This window comes from Spirosoma luteum DSM 19990 (assembly GCF_000374065.1).
GTDB lineage: Bacteria > Bacteroidota > Bacteroidia > Cytophagales > Spirosomataceae > Spirosoma > Spirosoma luteum.
In genome coordinates this window covers 87,449-108,676 of record NZ_KB893247.1, presented here as the reverse complement: position 1 = coordinate 108,676, position 21,228 = coordinate 87,449, and the positions used below count along the sequence as shown (strand labels likewise).

Annotated in this window: 16 protein-coding genes; 10 read left to right on the top strand and 6 right to left on the bottom strand. The window is 52.3% G+C overall.

All coding sequences use genetic code 11. The features are described from left to right. Positions 1-120: 120 nt before the first annotated feature. The gene (locus B156_RS0107215) at positions 121-645 is read left to right on the top strand and encodes an RNA polymerase sigma factor (RefSeq protein ID WP_018618995.1); all 525 of its coding nucleotides are present in this window, start codon (positions 121-123) and stop codon (positions 643-645) included. Here the strand turns inward: B156_RS0107215 and B156_RS0107210 are convergent. From B156_RS0107210 to B156_RS0107200, 3 genes are all read right to left on the bottom strand, one after another. After that, the gene (locus tag B156_RS0107210; RefSeq protein ID WP_018618994.1) at positions 642-1,340 is read right to left on the bottom strand and encodes a hypothetical protein; all 699 of its coding nucleotides are present in this window, start codon (positions 1,338-1,340) and stop codon (positions 642-644) included. The genes B156_RS0107215 and B156_RS0107210 overlap by 4 nt on opposite strands. A gap of 151 nt (positions 1,341-1,491) precedes the next feature. Beyond that, the gene (locus B156_RS0107205) at positions 1,492-2,928 is read right to left on the bottom strand and encodes a Gfo/Idh/MocA family protein (RefSeq protein WP_026260663.1); all 1,437 of its coding nucleotides are present in this window, start codon (positions 2,926-2,928) and stop codon (positions 1,492-1,494) included. Between the two features lie 77 nt (positions 2,929-3,005). Next, entirely contained in the window at positions 3,006-3,533 is a 528-nt protein-coding gene (locus B156_RS0107200; RefSeq protein WP_018618992.1) for a hypothetical protein, read from the bottom strand. A 157-nt stretch (positions 3,534-3,690) separates the two neighbouring features. On the opposite strand from B156_RS0107200, the gene B156_RS0107195 reads away from it, so the two are divergent. From B156_RS0107195 to B156_RS0107180, 4 genes are all read left to right on the top strand, one after another. Next, complete coding sequence (locus B156_RS0107195; RefSeq protein WP_018618991.1) at positions 3,691-4,533, top strand: ThuA domain-containing protein; 843 nt, start codon at positions 3,691-3,693, stop codon at positions 4,531-4,533. Positions 4,534-4,634: 101 nt separating this feature from the next. Beyond that, the gene (locus B156_RS0107190) at positions 4,635-8,171 is read left to right on the top strand and encodes a ThuA domain-containing protein (protein ID WP_018618990.1); all 3,537 of its coding nucleotides are present in this window, start codon (positions 4,635-4,637) and stop codon (positions 8,169-8,171) included. Between the two features lie 176 nt (positions 8,172-8,347). Beyond that, a complete protein-coding gene (locus B156_RS0107185) occupies positions 8,348-9,118 on the top strand; it encodes an NYN domain-containing protein (protein WP_018618989.1) in 771 nt (256 codons plus the stop codon). A 109-nt stretch (positions 9,119-9,227) separates the two neighbouring features. Further along, positions 9,228-9,518, top strand: coding sequence for a hypothetical protein (locus B156_RS0107180; RefSeq protein ID WP_018618988.1), 291 nt, complete (start codon positions 9,228-9,230; stop codon positions 9,516-9,518). An 89-nt stretch (positions 9,519-9,607) separates the two neighbouring features. On the opposite strand, the gene B156_RS0107175 is transcribed toward B156_RS0107180, so the two are convergent. Genes B156_RS0107175 through B156_RS0107165 form a run of 3 tightly spaced genes read right to left on the bottom strand, consistent with a single transcriptional unit; the run spans position 9,608 to position 13,448 of the window. Next, positions 9,608-10,819: an ATP-grasp domain-containing protein gene (locus B156_RS0107175; RefSeq protein WP_018618987.1), complete on the bottom strand. Its 1,212-nt coding sequence runs from the start codon at positions 10,817-10,819 to the stop codon at positions 9,608-9,610. A gap of 60 nt (positions 10,820-10,879) precedes the next feature. Beyond that, the gene (locus tag B156_RS0107170) at positions 10,880-12,352 is read right to left on the bottom strand and encodes a leucyl aminopeptidase family protein (protein ID WP_018618986.1); all 1,473 of its coding nucleotides are present in this window, start codon (positions 12,350-12,352) and stop codon (positions 10,880-10,882) included. A gap of 16 nt (positions 12,353-12,368) precedes the next feature. After that, the gene (locus B156_RS0107165) at positions 12,369-13,448 is read right to left on the bottom strand and encodes an alpha/beta hydrolase (RefSeq protein ID WP_018618985.1); all 1,080 of its coding nucleotides are present in this window, start codon (positions 13,446-13,448) and stop codon (positions 12,369-12,371) included. A 269-nt stretch (positions 13,449-13,717) separates the two neighbouring features. Between B156_RS0107165 and B156_RS0107160 the strand changes: the two genes are divergently transcribed. The 5 genes from B156_RS0107160 (at position 13,718) to B156_RS0107140 (ending at position 21,196) form a co-directional block, all read left to right on the top strand. Then, complete coding sequence (locus tag B156_RS0107160) at positions 13,718-14,884, top strand: DUF4856 domain-containing protein (protein WP_018618984.1); 1,167 nt, start codon at positions 13,718-13,720, stop codon at positions 14,882-14,884. A gap of 67 nt (positions 14,885-14,951) precedes the next feature. Next, complete coding sequence (locus tag B156_RS0107155; protein ID WP_018618983.1) at positions 14,952-16,112, top strand: imelysin family protein; 1,161 nt, start codon at positions 14,952-14,954, stop codon at positions 16,110-16,112. Next, a complete protein-coding gene (locus tag B156_RS0107150) occupies positions 16,099-17,547 on the top strand; it encodes an HTTM domain-containing protein (protein ID WP_018618982.1) in 1,449 nt (482 codons plus the stop codon). The genes B156_RS0107155 and B156_RS0107150 overlap by 14 nt, the downstream gene beginning before the upstream one ends. Continuing rightward, on the top strand, positions 17,525-19,948 hold the full coding sequence (locus B156_RS0107145; RefSeq protein WP_018618981.1) for a TonB-dependent receptor domain-containing protein: 2,424 nt from the start codon (positions 17,525-17,527) through the stop codon (positions 19,946-19,948). Before B156_RS0107150 ends, B156_RS0107145 begins: the two co-directional genes overlap by 23 nt. A gap of 258 nt (positions 19,949-20,206) precedes the next feature. Further along, on the top strand, positions 20,207-21,196 hold the full coding sequence (locus tag B156_RS0107140) for an alpha/beta hydrolase (RefSeq protein ID WP_018618980.1): 990 nt from the start codon (positions 20,207-20,209) through the stop codon (positions 21,194-21,196). The last annotated feature ends 32 nt before the right edge of the window (positions 21,197-21,228 follow it).

Genomic DNA, 21,228 nt, shown 5'->3' with positions numbered 1-21,228 from the left:
CGTGCGTACGAATCAAAAAAAAAGAAAACAAAACGGATTGACATTATCTTGTAGGTACATTAATTAATTCGACCTTTCGTTCGAATGAGTAAGTTATCCCTCCCCTACCCCTAACGTATCGTGTATAAACAACTCCCTGTTATCAATAGCCGTACGCTGCCCACCCCGGCATTGGCAGGCGAAGGAAAAGCTACTGACAAGGCTAATTTTTCTGCCCTGTATGACCGCTTTGCGCCTATTCTGCTCGGTGTCATTACGAACATCATACCGGACAAAGCAGCATCGGTTGTCGTGCTGGAAGACGCCTTTTTAGCTATTCATGCGCAGCTGGACCAGTTTCAGCCGGGGAAACAACCCTTGTTTACGTGGCTGTTACACATCACCCGGAACACTGCTATCGACGCTCTCCGCAAGCGCCGACAGATCCTGCCGGGCAACCTGAAACTCTCCGAAACGGGAGAAGTCATTCGCGTAGCTGACCCTGGTGCCCCTGCTGATGCCCAGCAGACGGCGTTGCTCGATGCTGTTCTGTTCAAAAACTGCACACCCCAGGAAGCGGCTCTTTCGCTGAACATTCCTGTCGAACAGGCGCAGCAGCAATTGCGGCTGGCCGTGCAGAACCTGCGTCAGCGATCCGACGTTTAATGACCTTTTTGAACGGTTACCTGCAAAGCACCCCACGCCCGGTTCAGTACCCGGTCAACTTGTTTCCAGTCGGCTTCAGTTGCTCCTCCATCTCTCCTGCCGGCTTCATCGCTCAGCCGCATGGCATCGGCACGCAGTGGGCCGTAGATAGCAAAGTTCCTCGTGGGTTGATTATACAGAGCTGCCGATGTCTGCATCAATGCATCCGACAGGTCGCTGTACGAATACCGGTCCCGCTGCCGGTGTACAATCCACCACTCCAGTTCCATTTCTGCCACCCGGGATATGTTGAACTGTTCGATAGTGAGCGACTGGATGGATTCATAATAGGCGACCAGGTCGGGTAGTGTTTCCTGATAATCGGCACGGGATTTTCCCTGTTTAAATGTGAATGCCGCTTTGGTTGCCTGAAATGCCAAAACGACCGACCGCCAGAAAGGAGCGTGAAACTGCTGCCGCAATCCACCCGCCAGCTGCCAGAATAATAGCGCAGGATTTTTATCGTAGTAGGACCGCCACATGGCCGTTTCCAGCCGGGCCACTTCCGCCGGGTCGAACTGCCGAATGCTGGTCTTGCGGGGTACGTACAAATCGGTGAGCACCCAGAGTAGTAAAGCCAGCAGAACACCCCACCAAAGCCAGCGAGCTTGTTTAGATACGGAGGAAAGAGCAGGCTTTTGTTTGTAGGTTTCCATACTGTTGGCGTAATATCAGGACCGGGCAACAGACTATATACTGTCCGCAACGCCCAATTGGTTTTAACGACAGACAAAACCCCATCGGGACATAAATATCCCGATGGGGTTTTGCAGACAGGCACGGCTGGTACTGACAGAGTTACGCGGTCTAGGTTTTCTTGGTGACTGTTTTTTTCTTGGGAGCGGCAGTGCCCGGTCCGCTTTGCTGGGTCATAGTGACCGGGTCCCAGTACACTACTTTTTGCTCGAAATAGCTTTCATTACAGGCCAGTACCGGTGCAGCCGCCCGGAAGCCGAATACGGGGTCTTCTATCGTGCCCTGGCTGCCTTTGCGAACATTCTCGAAGAAGTCACCGAAGTGTTTGGCATGGGCATCATCATCTTTAGGCGCTTCGAACCGTACCTCTTTCACGGGTTCGGCTTTGCGGGTTTCGGGGGGATATTTAGCGTCGTACTGCTTCACAAATTCCTGCTGTACGGGTTCGGTGAAGGTGAAGAAACTGTCATACCCGCCGTAACCGGGGGCAATGGGCAGTTTCTTTTTGGTCATAATCAGGTTGTTTTCCGAAAACTCGATTTGCCCCTCGTTGCCAATGATGCGGGTAACATCGTTGATTTTACCAGCGTTGGCAAAGTTGACCCGCAGTACCATCTGGAAAGCCTCGTGCTGGTCGGTTTTTGGGTAATCCATGATGCACGACATCACGTCGGGTACATCGCGGCCATCTTTCCAGTAGGCCAGATTGCCCGACGAAAAAATACGCGTCGGGCCTAACGTGTTGGTTACGAAGTGAACGCCCGTGATGAGGTGAATGAACAGGTCGCCCGCTACGCCCGTTCCGTAGTCGCGGTAGTTGCGCCAGCGGAAAAAGCGTTTGGCATCGAACGGATGTTTGGGCGCATCGCCCAAGAACCGGTCCCAGTCGACGGTTTTGGTAGACGCATCGGGTGGGATGGAATATTCCCAGGCCCCGATGGCATTGAACCGGTCGTTGTTGGATTCGATGTAATTGACAGCCCCGATTTCACCCGCCTGCACGAGCCGTTTGGCTTCCTGGAAGGCCGCGCTGCTGATGCGCTGGCTACCCACCTGCATGGTTTTACCCGACTTTTTCCAGGCATCTACCACCGCTTTGCCTTCGTTCAGGTGCTGTACCATTGGTTTCTCGCAATACACGTGTTTGCCCGCTTTCAGGGCAGCAATAGTGACGTGGTCGTGCCAATGGTCGGGCGTAACGACGAGTACAGCGTCGATATCCGGACGAGCCAGTATTTCGCGGAAATCGCGGGTGGCAAACAAATCTTTATCTTTGCCATAAGCTGTTTTGGCGTGTTCGAGCCGACCGTCGTATAAATCAGCCACACCCACCAGTTCTACATCGGGATTACGAAGGGCCGCCTGCGTATCAAAATTGCCCTGGATGCCCATGCCAATAGTGGCAAAACGAATTTTGTCATTCGGGCTGATTTTGGCCAAATTCGGAATATAAGCCGGGAAGCCAAAGGGTTTAGCCAGACTTTCGGTAGCTGCCAGTGCTGATGCCGCCGACAGGCTTTTTATAAAGACACGTCTGTTGGATTGCATAAAAACGATTGCTTGCAGTATACCGGGTAAAGCAGTTGTTCCCTGAGATTTACCCGACGGGCTGCTACCCAGCATTGCTACAAATCCGGAATTTCATTGATTCGAACTTTCATGCGGGGCTTTTCATTATCCGGAACGATAACAATAAACGAATTGCTTACGGTCTCGCCGTTTCGCAGCACATAACCCGCCTGAATGTTGGTTGTCGAGTAGGCATCTTTACCGTCGGCCGTCTTTATTTTTTGCTGGTACGGCACCGTAAAAGGGCGAGCCAGTACTTTCCCGCTTTTATTAGTCATTCGTTTGCCGGTGGCATTCAGGCAGTCAAATTCGGCTAGCTGGTTGGGGTCGGTTGAGCTAAAGAGAGTTGGTTTGGGGAAAAATAGTTTCGAGCAGTTACTCTTGTTCGTGGCGTAAATGGCCACTTCATACCGCATAAACGGGCCACCACTACTATCGACCTGACTCTCGTTTTTAATCTCGAAGCCATAATCAATACCGTTTAGCTGGGCAGGTTCACCGGGTGTTACATCGTACGCCTGCTGGGCAAAAAGAGCGCAGGTCGTTGTCATCAGTAGCAGGAAACAGGTAAAAAATCGGTTCATAAGCGTAGTAGCTGGTTAATAGGAGTCGCAAAAGTATAGATGGAACCCGCTTTATTGCAAGAGGGGGCGGCTGGTAAAAGAAGAGTGGGAGATGCCGGGTAACTCCTGCTCATTCCACGCTTATTATTGGACCAAGAAACGTCGTTTGTCTGCTTGTATGATGGCCTTTTTTCCAGCCCGTATTTTCCTGTTTATTGCCGTTTGCCTGCTTTGCCGGATAGACGACGGGCTTGCCCAGCGAAGTAATTCCGCCTTTCGGGTTATTGCCTTTTATACCGCCAAAAATGATAAGGCGCACATTAGCTTTGTTCACGAAGCGAACCGTTGGTTCTCCAAGATGGCGGCTACGCATCAGTTCACCTACGATTCAACAGCTAACTGGGCTAACATGAATGCCGGGTTTCTGACTACGTACGACGTTGTGCTTTTTCTGGATACCCGCCCCGAAGAACCCGCACAGCGGGAGGCATTTCGCCAGTATATGGAAAAGGGAGGAGGCTGGATGGGCTTCCATTTTTCGGCGTTTGCTCTTACCCCTTCCACCTATCCACAAAACTGGGACTGGTATCATAATGAGTTTCTGGGTTCGGGTACCTACAAAAGCAATACCTGGCGCCCTACCTCAGCCGTCCTGCGCGTGGAAACCTCGAAGCATCCGGCCACGAAGGGATTACCCAAAACCTTTACCTCCGCCCCCAACGAGTGGTACCGCTGGACGAACGACCTGCGTGCCAATCCGGACATTGACATTTTAGTGGCCATCGACTCCACCAGTTTCCCGCTGGGCACCGGTCCCAAACCGCACGAAATATGGAACAGCGGCTATTATCCGGTGGTATGGACCAACCGGAAATACAACATGATTTACCTGAACATGGGCCATAACGACATCGATTACGAAGGCAAAACGAATCGGGAACTATCCTCTACCTTTGCCAGCGAAATACAGGACAAACTCATAATCAACAGCCTGCTGTGGCTGGGGCGTCGAAAAAAATAGCGGGAAGGCACTTGCTGCCGGTAGTTTAGTGCCGATTCGTACTTATTTAACAAACCGCCTGAACAGTTAGTAAATCTCCGTGAATTCTCATCTTTTTATCAATGAATAGTCTATCACTCTCTGCCCGGCAACTGCTTCGTTTGCTGTTAGTCACCGGAACCACCGTTTCACTCTACGCTTGTCTGAACAGCCAGAAAGCGACTACTCAGTCGGTGTCGGCATCCGCGACCGAGTCGGTAGCAGCGGCTCCGGCTGCGATGGCCCCTGCGGCTCCGAAACGGATTTTGATTTTCTCCAAAACAAAAGGCTGGAACCATACGTCCATCCCGGCGGGAATTGCCGCCATTCAAAAACTCGGCCGGGAAAATAATTTCCGGGTCGATACCACCAAGAATGCCAACTACTTTAACGACGATAGCCTGAAGCAGTACCAGGCTGTGGTGTGGCTGAGCACAACCGGCAACGTACTCAATTCTGTGCAACAGGCCGCTTTCGAGCGGTATATTCAGGCGGGGGGGGGCTACATGGGCATCCACGCGGCTGCCGATACCGAATACGACTGGCCCTGGTATAACAGACTGGCAGGCGCCTATTTTGCCAGTCACCCCAGCCAGTCCAACATCCGCAAGGCAACGGTCGATGTGCTGGACAAAAATCATCCCTCCACCGCCCACCTGCCTGACCATTGGGAGCGCACCGACGAGTGGTACAACTACCGTTCGCTCTACTCTGACCTGCACGTGCTGGCTAACCTGGACGAAAATACCTACGAAGGTGGCATCAACGGAAGCAATCATCCCATTGCCTGGTACCATGACTTCGATGGTGGACGGGCGTATTACACCGGCGGTGGGCATACCGACGAAAGCTACACCGAACCACTGTTTGTGCAGCATTTGCTGGGTGCCCTGAACTGGACCATGAGTTCGGGAAAAGCCCTCAATTACGGCAAAGCTTACGCCGTGGTAACGCCCGAAGAGAATCGGTTTGTAAAAACCGTACTGGTCAATGACCTGAACGAGCCGATGGAACTGGCCATTGCCGACGATGGTCGCGTATTTTTCACCGAGCGCAGCGGGAATCTGTCGGTCTATGATGCCAAAACGAACTCCCACCAGCTGGTACATAAGTTTGATGTGATAACCAAAACGGGCCACGGCGTGCAGGGAATTACGCTGGATCCCAACTTTGCCACCAACCATTTCCTGTATATCTACTACACGCCCCGGTTCGAGAAAGACCCGTTCTATAACCTGTCGCGCTTTGTGGTGAAGGACGATAACACGCTCGATGTAGCGTCCGAAAAAATCCTGCTAACAGTGCCTAGCATCGACCAGCCGGGGTCACACCACGGCGGTTCGCTGACGTTCGACCCGGCGGGAAACCTGTACCTCTCCACCGGCGACCATACCAACCCGTTCCCATCCAACGGCTACGCCCCCATCGACGCCCGACCCGACCACCTGGCGTCTGATGCACGCGGAACGGCGGCCAATACCAACGATTTGCGGGGTAAAATTTTACGTATTCGTCCTCAGGCTGATGGCACCTACACCATTCCCGATGGAAACCTGTTTCCAAAAGGAACCGAACCGTCGGACCGCGCCCAAACACGACCTGAAATTTATACGATGGGTCTGCGGAATCCGTATCGTATTGCCATCAACCCAAAATCGTCGGTTCTGTACTGGGGTGAAATTGGCCCCGATGCCGGTAAAGACAGTACGCTGGGACCGAAGGGATTCGATGAGTTTAACCACGCCAAAAAAGCCGGTAACTTCGGCTGGCCACTGTTTATCGGCAATAGCCAGCCTTACGCCGAGCTGGATTTTGCGACGAACGTTGTGGGACCGCGTTTCGACCCGAACGCGCCGGTCAACAACTCACCCAAGAATACCGGGCTGAAAAACCTCCCGCCGACAAACCCCGCCATGATCTGGTACCCGTACGGGGTGTCTAAAGAATTTCCGGAGCTGGGGCAGGGTGGCCGGAGTGCGATGGCCGGTCAGTTTTACACCTACGATAAAAATTCGCCGTCGAAAAATAAATTCCCGGAGTACTACGACGGGGCCCTGTTCATCTTCGACTGGATGCGTAACTGGACGCTGGCCGTTCGGGTAGATAAAGATGACAATTACATTCGTAATGAGCCGTTCATGGCCGCCAATGGCGATTTCCGCCGACCTATCGACCAGGCATTCAGTAAAGAAGGGGTTATGTACATGCTCGAATACGGGTCGGTGTACGGAGCGGATAATGACGATGCCCGACTGGTGAAAATTGAATACAACACCGGCAACCGTCCGCCTACCGTTCGGGCTATGGTGACTGATTCCGTGGCAATGGCCGTGCACAGTTCCCGCTCGTACCTGACCTCCGACGGTCGGAATGCGCCCTCCAGTCGCGAAGCCACCGGGCAAGCTCCCCTACGCGTAAGGTTCAGTGGGCGCGGCACCGACCTCGACGACGATAACCTGACCTACGAATGGCTGTTCGATGGCAAGACCGTTGGGGCTACCAAGCCAAACGCGACCTACACCTATACGAAGCCGGGTGTGTATAATGCTATTCTGAAAGTAACGGATCAGACGGGTCAGGTGGGCATGGATACCATTGCGGTGAAAGTAGGTAACGCCCTGCCACAAGTGACCATCACGACCCCCGATAACCGGTCATTCTTTTGGGAAAACAAGCCGTTCGTGTACACCGTACAGGTAGCCGACAAGGAAGATAAAACCATTGACCAGAAGCGGGTAAAGGTGGTGTACGAATACAGTGCCCAGCCCGGTGGTACACCCACAGCGGCCCCGCAACAGGGCCACCAGGATTACGCCGAGATTGGTAATGGGTCCATCGGTAAAACGCTGATGGCCGCCAGCGACTGCAAGGCCTGCCACATTATTGACAAACCGTCCGTTGGCCCCACGTTTCTGGCCGTTGCTGACCGCTACAAAGGGCAGGCTGGCAGCATCGAGCGACTGGCCCGGAAAATTATTGAAGGCGGGGGCGGGAACTGGAGCAAAGACCACATCATGAGCGCGCACCCGCAGGTGCCGGTGCAGGATGCACAGGAGATGGTGAAGTACATCTTCTCGCTGACCGATGCCCGCCAGCAGAAAACCATTCCGCTACAGGGTCAGATTACCCTGAAGGAGCACAAAGCCGAGGAACCACGCGGACAATATTCCATCGTGGCCTCCTACACCGATAAGGGCGGTAACGTAGTAGGGCCACTGACTGGTACTGACGTAGTTACCCTGCGCAACGCAACCGTGAAAACCATCAACGCCGATGCCTACGTAGGCTTTAATCGCTTCGGTAACCGGCTCACGGCGGGTAACCACAAATCGTATGTGTTGCTGAAAGGAATCGACATGAACACCATCAAATCGCTCACCTACGAGTATTCGTCCCAGAACAAGGACGGCTACATTGATGTCCGGCTGGATTCCTACGCCGGACCGGTCGTCAGCCGAACGCCCTACACGTCCACGGGTGCCTGGAATAAAACCAACGAAGTAACGGGTACCTTTGAGAAACCGTTTACCGGCAAACATGATGTGTACATCGTAGTGATGAAACCCGACAAACCCAACGACGGAATCATTCAGCTGAACAGCATTCGGTTTAATCAGTGAGGAGCGAAAAGGCCGTAAGGAGTAGATATTAGCTATTCAGGATTGAATAAATCATTTTCTTGTCATTTCGACGGCAGGAGAAATCTCGACATAGCTTATTAGTCAAGCTTGAGATTTCTCCTGCCGTCGAAATGACAAACATGGAATGATAAAAAATCAATGTAAACCACAACTACATGAATGAAGCAAAATTTAATATCGCCATATTAATCGACGGGGACAATGCGCAGGCGAAACTGATAAAAGAACTGATCGAAGAAGTGTCGAAATATGGCAAGGCAACTATTCGCCGGATTTACGGGGACTGGACAACGCCCCACATGAACAGCTGGAAGGAAACAATCAACCAGTTTTCAATTAACCCCATTCAGAAGTTTTCGTACACCGCCGGGAAGAACTCGACGGATAGCGCCATGATTATCGACGCGATGGATATTCTGCACGGTAACAGCGTCGATGGGTTCTGCATCGTGTCCAGTGACAGCGATTATACGGGCCTTGCCAAACGGATTCGGGAGCAGGGTATGTTCGTGATGGGCATTGGCCGGAAAACGACCCCCATTGCCTTCGTCAATTCCTGTGAGATATTCACGTTCAGTGAGAATTTGCAGTTGGAAGAGGCAGAGGTTTTAGAAGAGGAGACGCCAAAAGAGCCGTCCAAGTCGAGACCGGCCAGAAAAGAGCGCCCTAAAAAAATAGAGACTACCGAAAAATTCCCGAGGGTCAATATGAACATTATCGACAAGGCCTTCGATATTGCCATCAATGAAGATGAAGAGGCTCATATTTCCAAACTCGGGCTGGCCCTGCGAAAGATTGACCCCAGCTTTGACCCCCGAACGTACGGGTTTAAAACCCTGACCCAACTGCTGGCGAGTCTACGGAAATATGAAATCGTTCGAAACCAGGTCAATGGCCTGAACCATCCCCGGTTGAAATTAAAATAACGGCAGCACCTGTAAACAGATTCGGTAAAAAACTTTACGGTGGCAAACGGGTTGTTTAGTCGTAGAAACTTCGTTGGTTTCTATTGACTCAACAAACGTTCTTTTCGCTATGCGTGCCATCCTGTTTTTTATTTTCATTAGCCTGTACGGCTCCATCGCATTCGCCCAAGGCGACTCATCAAAAACGACAAAGATGCCCGTACGGCGGGAAGTGTTTATTCCGGGAGTTAACACGCCAATTTCCGGCGGGGGCATGACAGCGCAAACGCCGGTTAACTCAACTATGCCCGCGCCGGATAATGGCAAGAAACGCAAAACACAGCCCCCCAGTGACCCACGAGCTTTCGGCGTGTCGATTCCACTGGAAAAAGATAAAGCAATGAAGGATACGCTGAAGTAGTTTGAGGTTTAAAGTTTGATACCATTTTCTAAAGCGCTGACTTCAAGAGAAATGACATCGACCGTCAAACGACAAACAAAATCATTGCTTTAGCTGGTGGGCCGGTCGGGCAAGGGCATGGACGCGTGAAACTCCTGGTAAATTCGCTCCATGTACTCGTCCAGCAGGCTCAGAATACGGGCCCGGTCGGGGGAGTGCACGATTAACCCAACGTGATACTCCTTCTTCATCCGCCAGTATATCTCCGACTCCGTAAAAATCGACAGGTCGGGCCACTGATGCCGGGCCAGTGATATAATCAGACCGGCATACTGCCCCGTATCGGCAGGTGGCACATAATGTTCTTTTTTAGCCATAGCCACCTCCAGCTTGGCCCATTCGCGCCAGAGATTGACCCCCGAAGAAGCTTCGACCAGTTCGGCAATGTTGGCCCCTCCTACCCGCGAGGAGGTTTCCAGAAAGTACAACTCCCCATCGTGGTCACCCCGGATATATTCGGAATGAGAGGCACTAAAGCGCATCCCGAAAGCCGATAGTACCTGGTCATTTATCTGGCGCAACGCCATTGTTTCGGGCGTATCGAGCGGTAAGGTAGCGGTGCGGAAGACCCCTCCCCCATGTGCCACCTCCATCGGCGTGGCCAGATACTGACTCACCCGCGAAAAAACCGCTTTCCCATCCACCGACAGCGAATCGACATGGTATACTTTCCCCGGTTTAAACTCTTCGATGAGGTACGTAAATCGGTTATCCCCCAGCAACTTGATAGCTGACCAGGCTTCTTCCAGCGAGTGTACTTTGCGGATGCCCGTGGCGGAGGCTTCAGAACGGGGTTTTATTAGCCAGGGAGCCTCCGTCGTTTGCAGGAAAGCAGTAACGGTTTCATCGTGGAAAAGTGAACAAAAAGCCGGCACGCGGATACCAGCCTCAAAAGCCCGCGTCCGCATAGCCAGCTTATCCCGGAAATAACGGGCCGTTGTTTGCCCCATACCATCAATGCGGAACGTTTCCCGAACGAGAGCGGCTTTCTCCACGTCAAAATCATCCAGCGCCACTACCCGATCTATTCGGCGGGACTGCATCATGTGGCCCAGCCCAATAATCATTTTTTCCAGATCCTCCGGTGCATTGCTGGGCGATGACAGAAAAAAGAATTCGTCGATAGCTTCCCGCGGCCAGTCTTCATTGGCCAGTTTCTGGTCGGTCAGTAAATAAACGGTGTTCCCCAACTCCTTGCAGGTCCGCATAAACTCCTGCCCCTTCAGAAAGGTGGCAATGCACAAAAAAGACAACTGACTCATAAGCAAAGGCGTTTGTTCGACGAAAAAGAAGCGGCCAAAATAGGAGTCCAGGAATTTCTTCTACCGGATTTCGGCCATTAACATCCTCAAATAAGCGATTAATAGTCGAATACCAAATCCGGTTGCGTTTTTTTGTGACCCAAATTCGGTATCAGCGAAGGCCATACCCGCAATATCCAGGTGCGCCCAGGTAGGGTGATTCTCCGTAAACACTTCCAGAAACTTGGCCGCACTAATGGAACCGGCAACGGGTTTGCCACTAAAATTTTTCACATCGGCCACGTCTGATTTGATGTCTTCTTTGTACACATCCCAAAGTGGCATTCGCCAGAGTCGCTCGCCGGTTTTGTCAGCGGCCTGGGTAAGCTGCGTGGCCAGTGCATCGTTCTGCGTAAACATCCCTCCCGCGTTCAGGCCCAACGCAGCAATGACACTCCCCGTCAATGTGGCCAGATCGATGAGGATATCGGGCTGAAAATGGCGTACCATGTAGGTCAGTCCGTCGGCCAGAATGACGCGTCCTTCGGCATCGGTATCGATAATTTCGATGGTTTTACCGCTGTAGGACGTAATCACGTCGCCGGGTTTGGTCGAACGACTATCCACTGAATTTTCGGTGGCGGGCACGATACCTACTACGTGAATCGGCAGGTTTAGTTTGGCCACTACCTCCAGCGTTCCGAGTACGGCAGCTGCCCCGCCCATGTCGCTTTTCATGAGGTGCATACTGGTCGATGGTTTGATGGATAGCCCACCCGTATCGAACGTTACCCCTTTGCCCACCAACCCAACCGTAAGCCCGCTGGGATTGGTTGCCGGTTTATGTTCCGCAATAATCAGCACGGGGGGAGCTTCACTGCCTTCGCTCACGCTCAACAAGGCACCCAGTTTCTGTCTTATGAGTTCCTCCCTGTCCAGTATCGTTACGGTGTATCCGTGTTCACTACCCGACAGAACGGCCCAATCGGCCAGGGTCTGGGGTTTTTTGTAGTTGGAAGGGGCATTCATCAAATCAAGCATCTGCCGATGCGTTTGGGCAATGGCTTCGGCCCGGACCAGAGCTTCTTGCGCTGCGGTCCGCTGACTGTCTGCAACGAGCAGCGTCAATTGCCCGGTTTCCGAATAAAACACCGACGTTTCAGTCTTATCCGTCTGGTACAGTTTAAGGTCATAGCCGCCCCAGCGAATGCCCAGCACAGCGGCTTCCACCACGCTTCCGTCAAAGGCAGTCAGGTCGAGGGTGAGCTGAGTTGGTAGTGTTTGCCGATGGTCGAAAAAGAATTTCCGGAGCGTTTTCAACCAGTCCATCTCCTGCGGACTGGTGCCCAAACCAACCAGCCACGTCGTTACCTCACCGGCATAAAGGGGCAACACGCTGTTAGCATCCGCTTTAAAATCGCGCTCCAGCACGGACAAAGGTACCTGATGCGTCTTTGCGAGTTGGGTTAACTGGTTAGTCAGCGTGTCGTCCTGTAGCAGCGGTTTGATCAGGTCACCAGCAGCCGATTCCTGTGTAGAAAGGGAAATTATCATTGCTTCATTAGGTTGTTTATTCATAAAATAGCCATTCCACGGCCTTGGGAAACTCACGGCTCCAGTGTACTTCCTGATGGGTGCCCGCGGGGTCTACCGACAGATGAATATCAATAGGCTTACCGCTATATCTCTGCCGCAGCAGGGTTTCGTTGAATCGGCGGATGCTGGGCACCATATAACTCGATTCCTTCTCGCCCCCGTAGGCGTATATTTTCATGGGAACCGGAGCCTGCAACCGAATCGCGTCGAAGTAAATTTTGGGCGAAATCCAGAGGGAGGGCGAAAAAACCATCAGTCGGCCAAATACATTGGGGTGCATCAGACCGGCATAAATACTGATCAGTCCGCCCAATGAACTGCCGCCAATACCCGTATGTTCGGGGTCGGGCAGGGTACGGAAGGTCCGGTCTACGAGCGGCTTTAAGGTACGGCGGATAAAGTCCAGGTAAAACTGCCCTTTTCCGGTACCGGCGCGGGTACGGTGGAAGGTGAACTCCCGGATACGTTCATCGTGCGCATGGTCGATAGAAATCAAAATTACTTCGTGGTGGTTTCGAGCTGCCAGAAGCGCCATTTTCTGGTCGACCTCCCAACTGCCGTACCCGGCACCACCCCCAAAAAGATTCTGTCCGTCGTGCAGGTACAGCACCGGATAGTGTTTGTCTGTTTGCTCGTAATCGTGCGGAAGTAGCGCATGAACCCGGCGCACCTGACTAATGCCCGGCACCCTGAACTCCTCCCCCAGCAAGTCAATTTTGGGTAGCAATACCGGGTTGTAGGGGGAGCCAAACCAACGCCAGTGGGGTACATGTTCCCGTTTTACACCGTCCGTTCGCAGGGCGGTCCGATTGGCAACGCCCTCGCCGGAGGCATCCAGTTCTACGTGGTCCCAACCTCCCCGCGTGTACTTATATTCCAGTGTTTCGGGTAACTCACTATCGGCCGGGAATTCGTATGCAAACTGCCCCGGGCCAACGGGTCGCATTTGAAACGCCCGTACATCAGGAAGCCATTCGCAGAAGTTACCCGACACGAATACCGGGCGGTCGTCAATGCTGGGCGTAGTTAATTCCAGCCGTAGGGATGAAGCCATACGTACAGAATCGGATACCACTGGCAGATGGTTCAGATTAGGTCCGGAAAATTCCCCCGACCGGGCCGGATGCTTCGCTTACCGGAAGTCTGTCAGACAGAGTTCATTCGTCGGTTGAGTCTACCGCCAGGGCAATCAACTACTCCTACAGTCAGTGATTAACACCGGGTAGGTACAGAGCTATTTAAAAATATTCTAAATAGTTTATTAGACTTAGTCTAAATAGTGTTTACCTTTGCAGCAGTTAGTACAAACTCCTGAATTACGTTATGCCTACACATACTTTATTCGTACGCCTTCTTGCTTTATGTCTTGTATTTGGTAGCCTTGTTGCCTGTAAAGACGAGGAAAACCCACTCACCATTACCCCTCAGCTTCGCCAGCAGGTAGCCTACACCAAATTAACCGACACAACAACCTACGCTACTTTTTTTGTCGATAATAACGGCGCAAAAACAGTTGACCTTACCACGGGAAACAACCGCCTGCTGATGTTCAGAGCCATTAACACCTACCTCGGCACGGCCGCTGGAACGGGTGCTGCGCTGGATGCTACGGTACTAAAGAATATGTTCTCGAATACCGCCAGCCCCTTTTCGGGTACGGCCAATACAGGTCTGAACACAGCGGGTGTACAATTACGTAATGTGACAGCCTCTTCGTTTTCGGCAACGGACGCCGAAAAGGAACGCCAGACGATTGAGGCCGCTTTCCCGGCTATAGCCAACGCCAGTAAATCGGTATCGGCGGTAGCGTCGGAAGGGAAAGCCGGGAAACTGGGTACGTACCTGGTCGATGAAAAAGGCATTGAATGGGGTCAGATTATCCAGAAATCGCTCATTGGTGCTTTTCAGCTCGATTACATTAGTAACGTACTCCTGAGCGACGCCCGCCTGTCGGCTGATAACACAACGCTGGTGGCGGGTAACAACTACACCCAACTGGAGCAAAACTGGGATGAAGCATTCGGCATCCTCACGACGAACGGTGCATACGGCGGTAAAACTACGGCTACCTCATCGGGTGAGAGTTTCATTGGCTCCTACCTGTGGGAATACAACAGGGAGGACTTTCCAAAACTGCACAAGGCATTACTAACCGGACGGGCCGCTATTGTGAACAACGATACCAAAACGCTGAACGAACAAGCCACATTCATACGCGCAGCTATGGAAAAAGCCATTGCCAACGCGGCTCTGGGTTACCTCGGCAAGTGGAAAACGGGTACGACTGATGCCGCCCGCGCTCACGCCATTGGCGAAGGACTGGGCTTCATCTACGGCCTGCGGTACGCGAAGTTAAATAAAGGGGATGCTGCTTTTTCAGACAGTATACTCAACAACCTGGTCTACTCCGCTCCTACTGGCTTCTGGGCGTTGACAAACGCCAAAATTGATGCCGCGACCACAGCCATCAAAACAAAGTTCAATTTATAAAGTCAGCCTACTTAAACAACTATACAGCGCTCTGCACCAGGCAAAGTGCTGTATTTTATAAAACAATATGATACAAGTCAACTGGAAACAACTTGGGTTTGCCTGTGCAGTTGTAGGAACGCTCTGGGCCTGCTCCAGTAGTAATACCAATGACCCATCGCCCGTAACGCCAACGACCTCAACCGACCAGGCTGGTAGCGACCGCAAGGCCATGCTGACCAACCTGGCCGACAACATCATTCTGCCGAGCTATGCCAACTTCAAGACCCGGCTCGATGTAATGGTGACGAAGGCCGATGCCTTTTCGGCTAAACCCGACAAAGCTACCTTAACCGAGCTTCGGCAAGCCTGGGTCGATGCTTATACCGAATGGCAAAAAGTGGAGCTCTTTGATGTAGGGCCAGCTGAGCAATATACGCTTCGTAATTTTTTTAATATTTACCCCGCCAATACCACCAGTATTGACGAGTACGTTGCGGCCGGTGCGGGAACATTTGATGTACCAGCCTCTTATCCCAAACAGGGTTTTCCGGCGATGGACTACCTGCTCAACGGCCTGGGCGATACCGACGATGCCATTGTAGCCCGTTACACTACGGCTGCCGACGCGGCTAAACGCCTTGCTTACCTGAAACGGCTGACGGCTCAGATGACATCGCAGTTTGGAACGGTTTACACGGCCTGGAATACGGGCTACCGGGACACGTTTATTAACTGCACCGCCCTGAATGCCGGTTGTTCAACCTCCAAACTGGTCAACGGCTACGTACTCAATTACGAGCGCTACATCCGGTCGGGTAAATTTGGGATTCCGTCCGGTGCAATGACCAGCGGCACCACTGCTCCTGCTACCGTTGAAGCTTTTTATAAGAAAGATCTGTCGCTACTGCTGGCCAAAACGGCTCACCAGGCCTCCGTAGACTTCTTCAACGGAAAAAGTGTTAAAACTGGTCAGGAAGGGCCGGGCTTAAAAAGTTACCTGAATGCGCTTGGCGTTAAAGACAGCAGCACCGGCACACAGCTTACTGATCTGATCAATAAACAGTTCAACGCAATTACGCAGCAGCTAAACACGCTGAAACCTGATTTATACAACGAGGTAAGGACCAACAACGCAGCCATGGTGGAGACCTACACCCAGATGCAAAAAATTACCCGGATGCTCAAAGTGGATATGACCACCGCTATGAGTATTATAATTACCTATACGGATAATGATGGGGATTAAGAGTAGTGTACGGTTTTCGGTTTATGGTTTTCGGCCGCGTAAGGCAGAATTTTTCACCCCTGGTAGAAGTAGTGCCAGTTTACCAAAAACCACAAACTACAACCCATTTACATCTGCCGCTCCTCTGGCCGTTTTCCGGATACTGTTTGGACTAATGCTCTTCGGGAGCATTGTTCGTTTCTGGAGTAAAGGCTGGATCAATGAACTATACATCCAGCCCCGGCACTTCTTCCCGTTTTACGGGTTCGAGTTTGTTCAGCCATTGGGGTCCTACACGTATCTATTATTTGCCGTTTGTGGTCTCTCTGCCCTGCTGGTAGCTATTGGTTTGTTGTACCACATCGCCAGCATCAGCCTGTTTTTAAGCTTCACCTACATTGAACTGATTGACAAAAGCACGTATCTGAACCATTACTATTTTACGAGTATGGTTAGTTTACTGCTGATTTTCCTGCCCGCCCACGCCTATTTTTCAGTGGATGCTTACCGTCGGCGGAGCTTGTTGGCCAGCCATATTCCGGCCTGGTGTCTCGCGTCGTTAAAACTACTGGTGGCCCTGCTCTATGTATACGCCGGTCTGGCCAAACTGAATAGTGACTGGCTAGTACACGCTCTCCCGCTGCGCATCTGGCTTCCGGCGCATAATGATTTCCCGATTATAGGCTTTCTGTTTAATTACGCGTGGGTTCCTTACGTGTTCAGTTGGTTCGGCTGCCTGTATGACCTAAGTATTCCGTTTCTGCTCTGGAATGCCCGAACCCGCCCCTTGGCCTACGCTGCCGTGGTCATTTTTCATGGTTTAACGGCGCTGCTGTTCCCAATCGGTATGTTTCCGTATATCATGATCGTTACGGCGCTGATCTTTTTTTCACCCGATTTCCACCAGGGTGTTATCCGGAAACTAAGCGTTTGGCTGGCTCTACCTGTCACTTTTCTGGCGGTTCATCGTACCTACCAGTACCCGGTTTTTCGGGAGCGGATCCTGCTGGGCTTTCTTTCCCTTTTCTTTTTATTCCAATTGCTGTTTCCATTTCGCTACCTGCTCTACCCCGGTGAGTTGTTCTGGACCGAAGAAGGGTATCGTTTCTCCTGGCGCGTTATGCTGATGGAAAAAGCAGGCTACGCCCAGTTCACAGTCAAGGATGATGCAGGGCACCAAACCATTGTGAATAACACCCAGTTTCTGACACCATTACAGGAGAAAATGATGAGTACCCAGCCCGATATGCTCCTGCAGTATGCCCACCTGCTGCGGGACCATTATCGCCGGCAGGGGTTTATAAACCCGCAGGTTTACGTGGACTCCTACGTGGCACTCAACGGCCGGTTAGGCAAACCACTGGTCGACCCCACTACGAATCTGGCGAATGAACAGGATTCATTCCGCCATAAACCATGGATTACTCCTTTCAATGACACGATTTACGGTTTTTAGTTTTCTGATTAGTGTGTTGGTTGCCACCACGGGATTTGCCCAGTACCAGCTTTCCGGAACCGTGCTGGACCAGCAGGCTAGTGTACGCCTGAGCGGATGCACCGTTTATCTGAACGATGGGAAACGCACCGCTACCACGGATAGTCTGGGGACGTTTGTATTCACGAATCTGCCCAATGGGTCGTATACCCTCCAAACTACCTGCCCCGATTTCAAAGCAGCCAGAATAACCGCTGCGATTGATGGAATTGACCGCGTAGTTACGATTGCCCTGGCAAGTCGGCTTGAGACACTCAGCGAGGTTACCGTAACGGATAAACAAGCTGATTTCGGCTTTACCCGGATGCGGGGCGTAGAAGGAATGGGGATTTACGAGGGTAAAAAATCGGAGGTGATCATTCCGGAACAACTGGTAGCCAACTTATCGACGAACAATGCCCGGCAGATTTACGCCCGTGTGGCGGGTTTGAACATCTGGGAAAATGAAGGTGCCGGTTTACAGCTGAGCATTGGCGGGCGGGGCCTCGACCCGAACCGGAGTTCCAACTTCAACGTGCGGCAGAATGGGTATGACATTAGTGCGGATGCTCTGGGTTACCCCGAAAGTTATTACACCCCCCCTATTGAAGCCGTGGGCCGGATTCAGATTGTACGCGGGGCGGCTTCACTTCAGTACGGAACGCAGTTTGGTGGACTGCTCAACTTTGTCATGAAAAAGCCTGATACCGAACGCGCCTTTTCGCTAACAGCTCGCCAAACCATTGGGTCATTTGGCTTTTACAATGCTTTTACCAGTGCCAGCGGTACGGTGGGCAAATTAAGTTACTATACATTTTTCCAGTATAAGAAAGGCGATGGCTGGCGCCCCAATTCACACTTTACCAATTACACGGCCTACGCGGATCTGGATTACCGGTTTTCGGAGAAAACAACGGTGGGGTTCGATATTACCCAGATGTATTACCTGGCCCAGCAACCCGGTGGGCTGACAGACGCCATGTTTGCCGATAACCCTCGCCAGAGCAACCGTGAGCGCAACTGGTTTGCCGTGAACTGGACCATGCCCGCCCTGCACCTCGATCATAAAATCAATACCAACAACGAGGTTAATCTGCGGGTATTCGGGCTGAATGCGTACCGCTATTCGCTGGGTTTCCGGCCAAACCGGGTAGCTAGCGTCGATGACAACAGCGAACGGGATTTAATCAAAGGCAACTTTACCAACTGGGGGGCCGAAGCGCGCTACCTGAAACGGTACTACCTGGGTAAACAGCAGGCGGTGCTGCTGGTAGGTAGCCGGTATTATCATGGTTTCAACCAGAGCACCCAGGGGTTAGGCAGCACCGGTAAGGACGCAGATTTCAGGTACATCAATGACCCCAATGCCATCTCGTACGATTACCGTTTTCCCAACCGGAACCTGGCCCTGTTTGCTGAGAATATCCTCTACATAGGGGAGAAACTTTCCTTTACGCCCGGCCTGCGCTACGAATACATCTACACCACAGCCGACGGCTTTTATGGAACCACTACCCGCGATTTGGCCGGGAATATCATCAGTTCAGTACGTACCAATGAATTCCGGACCAACGGACGCGCTTTTTTGCTGGGTGGCCTGGGAATCAGTTTTAAGCCAACCACACAGCTGGATATATACGGTAACCTGTCGCAGAACTACCGTTCCATTACCTTCAGCGATATGCGGATTGCCAATCCATCGCAGGTGATTGACCCTAACCTACAGGACGAAAAAGGATACTCCTTCGATCTGGGTATTCGCAGTACCCAAACCACGCTTTACAATTTTGATGTCAGTGCCTTCTACCTCCGGTACAACAACCGCATTGGCGAGGTTCAGTTCTACGACCAAAACGACCGTATTCTTCGTCGGCGGGGTAATATTGGCCAGGCGGCTATTATGGGCCTGGAAACATACGTCGAGGCCGATTTGATTCAACTGACCAATCCCGCTACTCCTACCCTGAGTGGGGTACTTTTTACCAATGTAGCCCTGATAAACTCTACCTACAGGGCCAGCGAAATAGCGGGTGTCGTGGGAAATCAGGTTGAGTTTGTGCCGACTGTAAACCTGAAAAGTGGCGTGCGTATTGGCTACAAAAACCTGAAAGCTTCTTTCCAGTATACCTATCTCTCCGACCAGTTTACGGATGCCACCAACGCACGCGACGGGGGCGTTTCGGCCGTTATTGGCCTGATTCCGGCCTACAGCATTATGGATGCCAGCCTATCCTATCAGTTCAGCCGGTTTCGGCTGGAGGGTAGCGTAAACAATCTGGCGAACAAGGCTTATTATACCCGGCGGGCTACGGGCTATCCCGGCCCCGGTATTCTCCCCTCCGACGGCCGGGGCATTTACCTGACAGTACAGATGAAATTGTAAGGAACTACAAAGCGGGTACCAACTGCATGGCTATTTTTTGGTAGTCTGTTCGTAGGCTACCACATCGTTATGCCCACGGAATTTTGATAAACCATTTCGGTGTATATTTTACATAAATCGATCAACCGAGGGCTGACACGCACCGGTTCTACACCCTTATTTCCCTTATCTCCAATTACCATGTGTAGTTTTCGGTGCATCTTTAGGGCCACGTAAAAAAGAGGTTATTCACCTACCCGGGAAACCATGAAGAAGGAAATGCACATAGCACGAGCACTCATTTTAGGGGTACTGACCTACCTAATAGCCACCGCTGCCTACGCGCAGATTGGCCCAACCCGGGGCCGTGATACGTCGTTTACCGTGCAGGGCTCCTACCAGCGTGAGAAGAAATACCACCCTGATATAACCCTGGCCGATTCGACCCTGCCGCCCGGTGTTCATATCGCCCGAAGCATCCCGTACAGCACCCCCACACCCGGCCGCAAGCTGTTGCTCGACGTGTATACGCCCCCCGTTTCGGCAAAAAAACTATTTCCCGCCGTGCTGATGGTTCACGGTGGGGGCTGGCGTTCCGGCGACCGGTCGCATAACAACACGCTGGCCGGGCAACTGGCCACCAAAGGGTTTGTGGCCATCCCGGTCGAGTATCGGCTATCGACGGAAGCGTTGTATCCGGCTGCGGTGCACGACCTGAAAGCGGCCCTCCGCTGGATGCGGGCCAATGCCCGTACGTACGGTATCGACCCGAAACGGATAGCCGTGCTGGGCTTTTCGGCGGGTGGGCAGTTGGCGGCACTGGTTGGCAGTACTAACCAGAATCCGGCATTGGAGGGGGCGGGTGGCAACGCCCGGTTTTCGAGCAGCGTGCAGGCCATCGTCGATATTGACGGAGTGCTGGCGTTCATCCATCCCGAATCGGGCGAGGGGGAAGACTCGAAGTCAACGTCGGCGGCTACGTACTGGTTTGGGTACGGCAAAACCGAAAAACCAGCCCTGTGGCGGGAAGCGTCTGCGCTAACGCACATCGACAAAAACACCCCGCCTATCCTGTTCCTGAATAGTTCGGTAGACCGTATGCACGGCGGACGGGACGATTTAATCAAGAAGCTCGATGCGTTCGGGACCTATTCGGAAGTGCATACGTTTGCCGATGCGCCCCATACATTCATGTTCTTCAACCCCTGGTTTACACCCACGCTGACGTACATCACTGATTTCCTGCACCGGGTACTGCCGGGTAAGTAGGCGATTGAGTACCCCGAAATAACGCGTTCGAT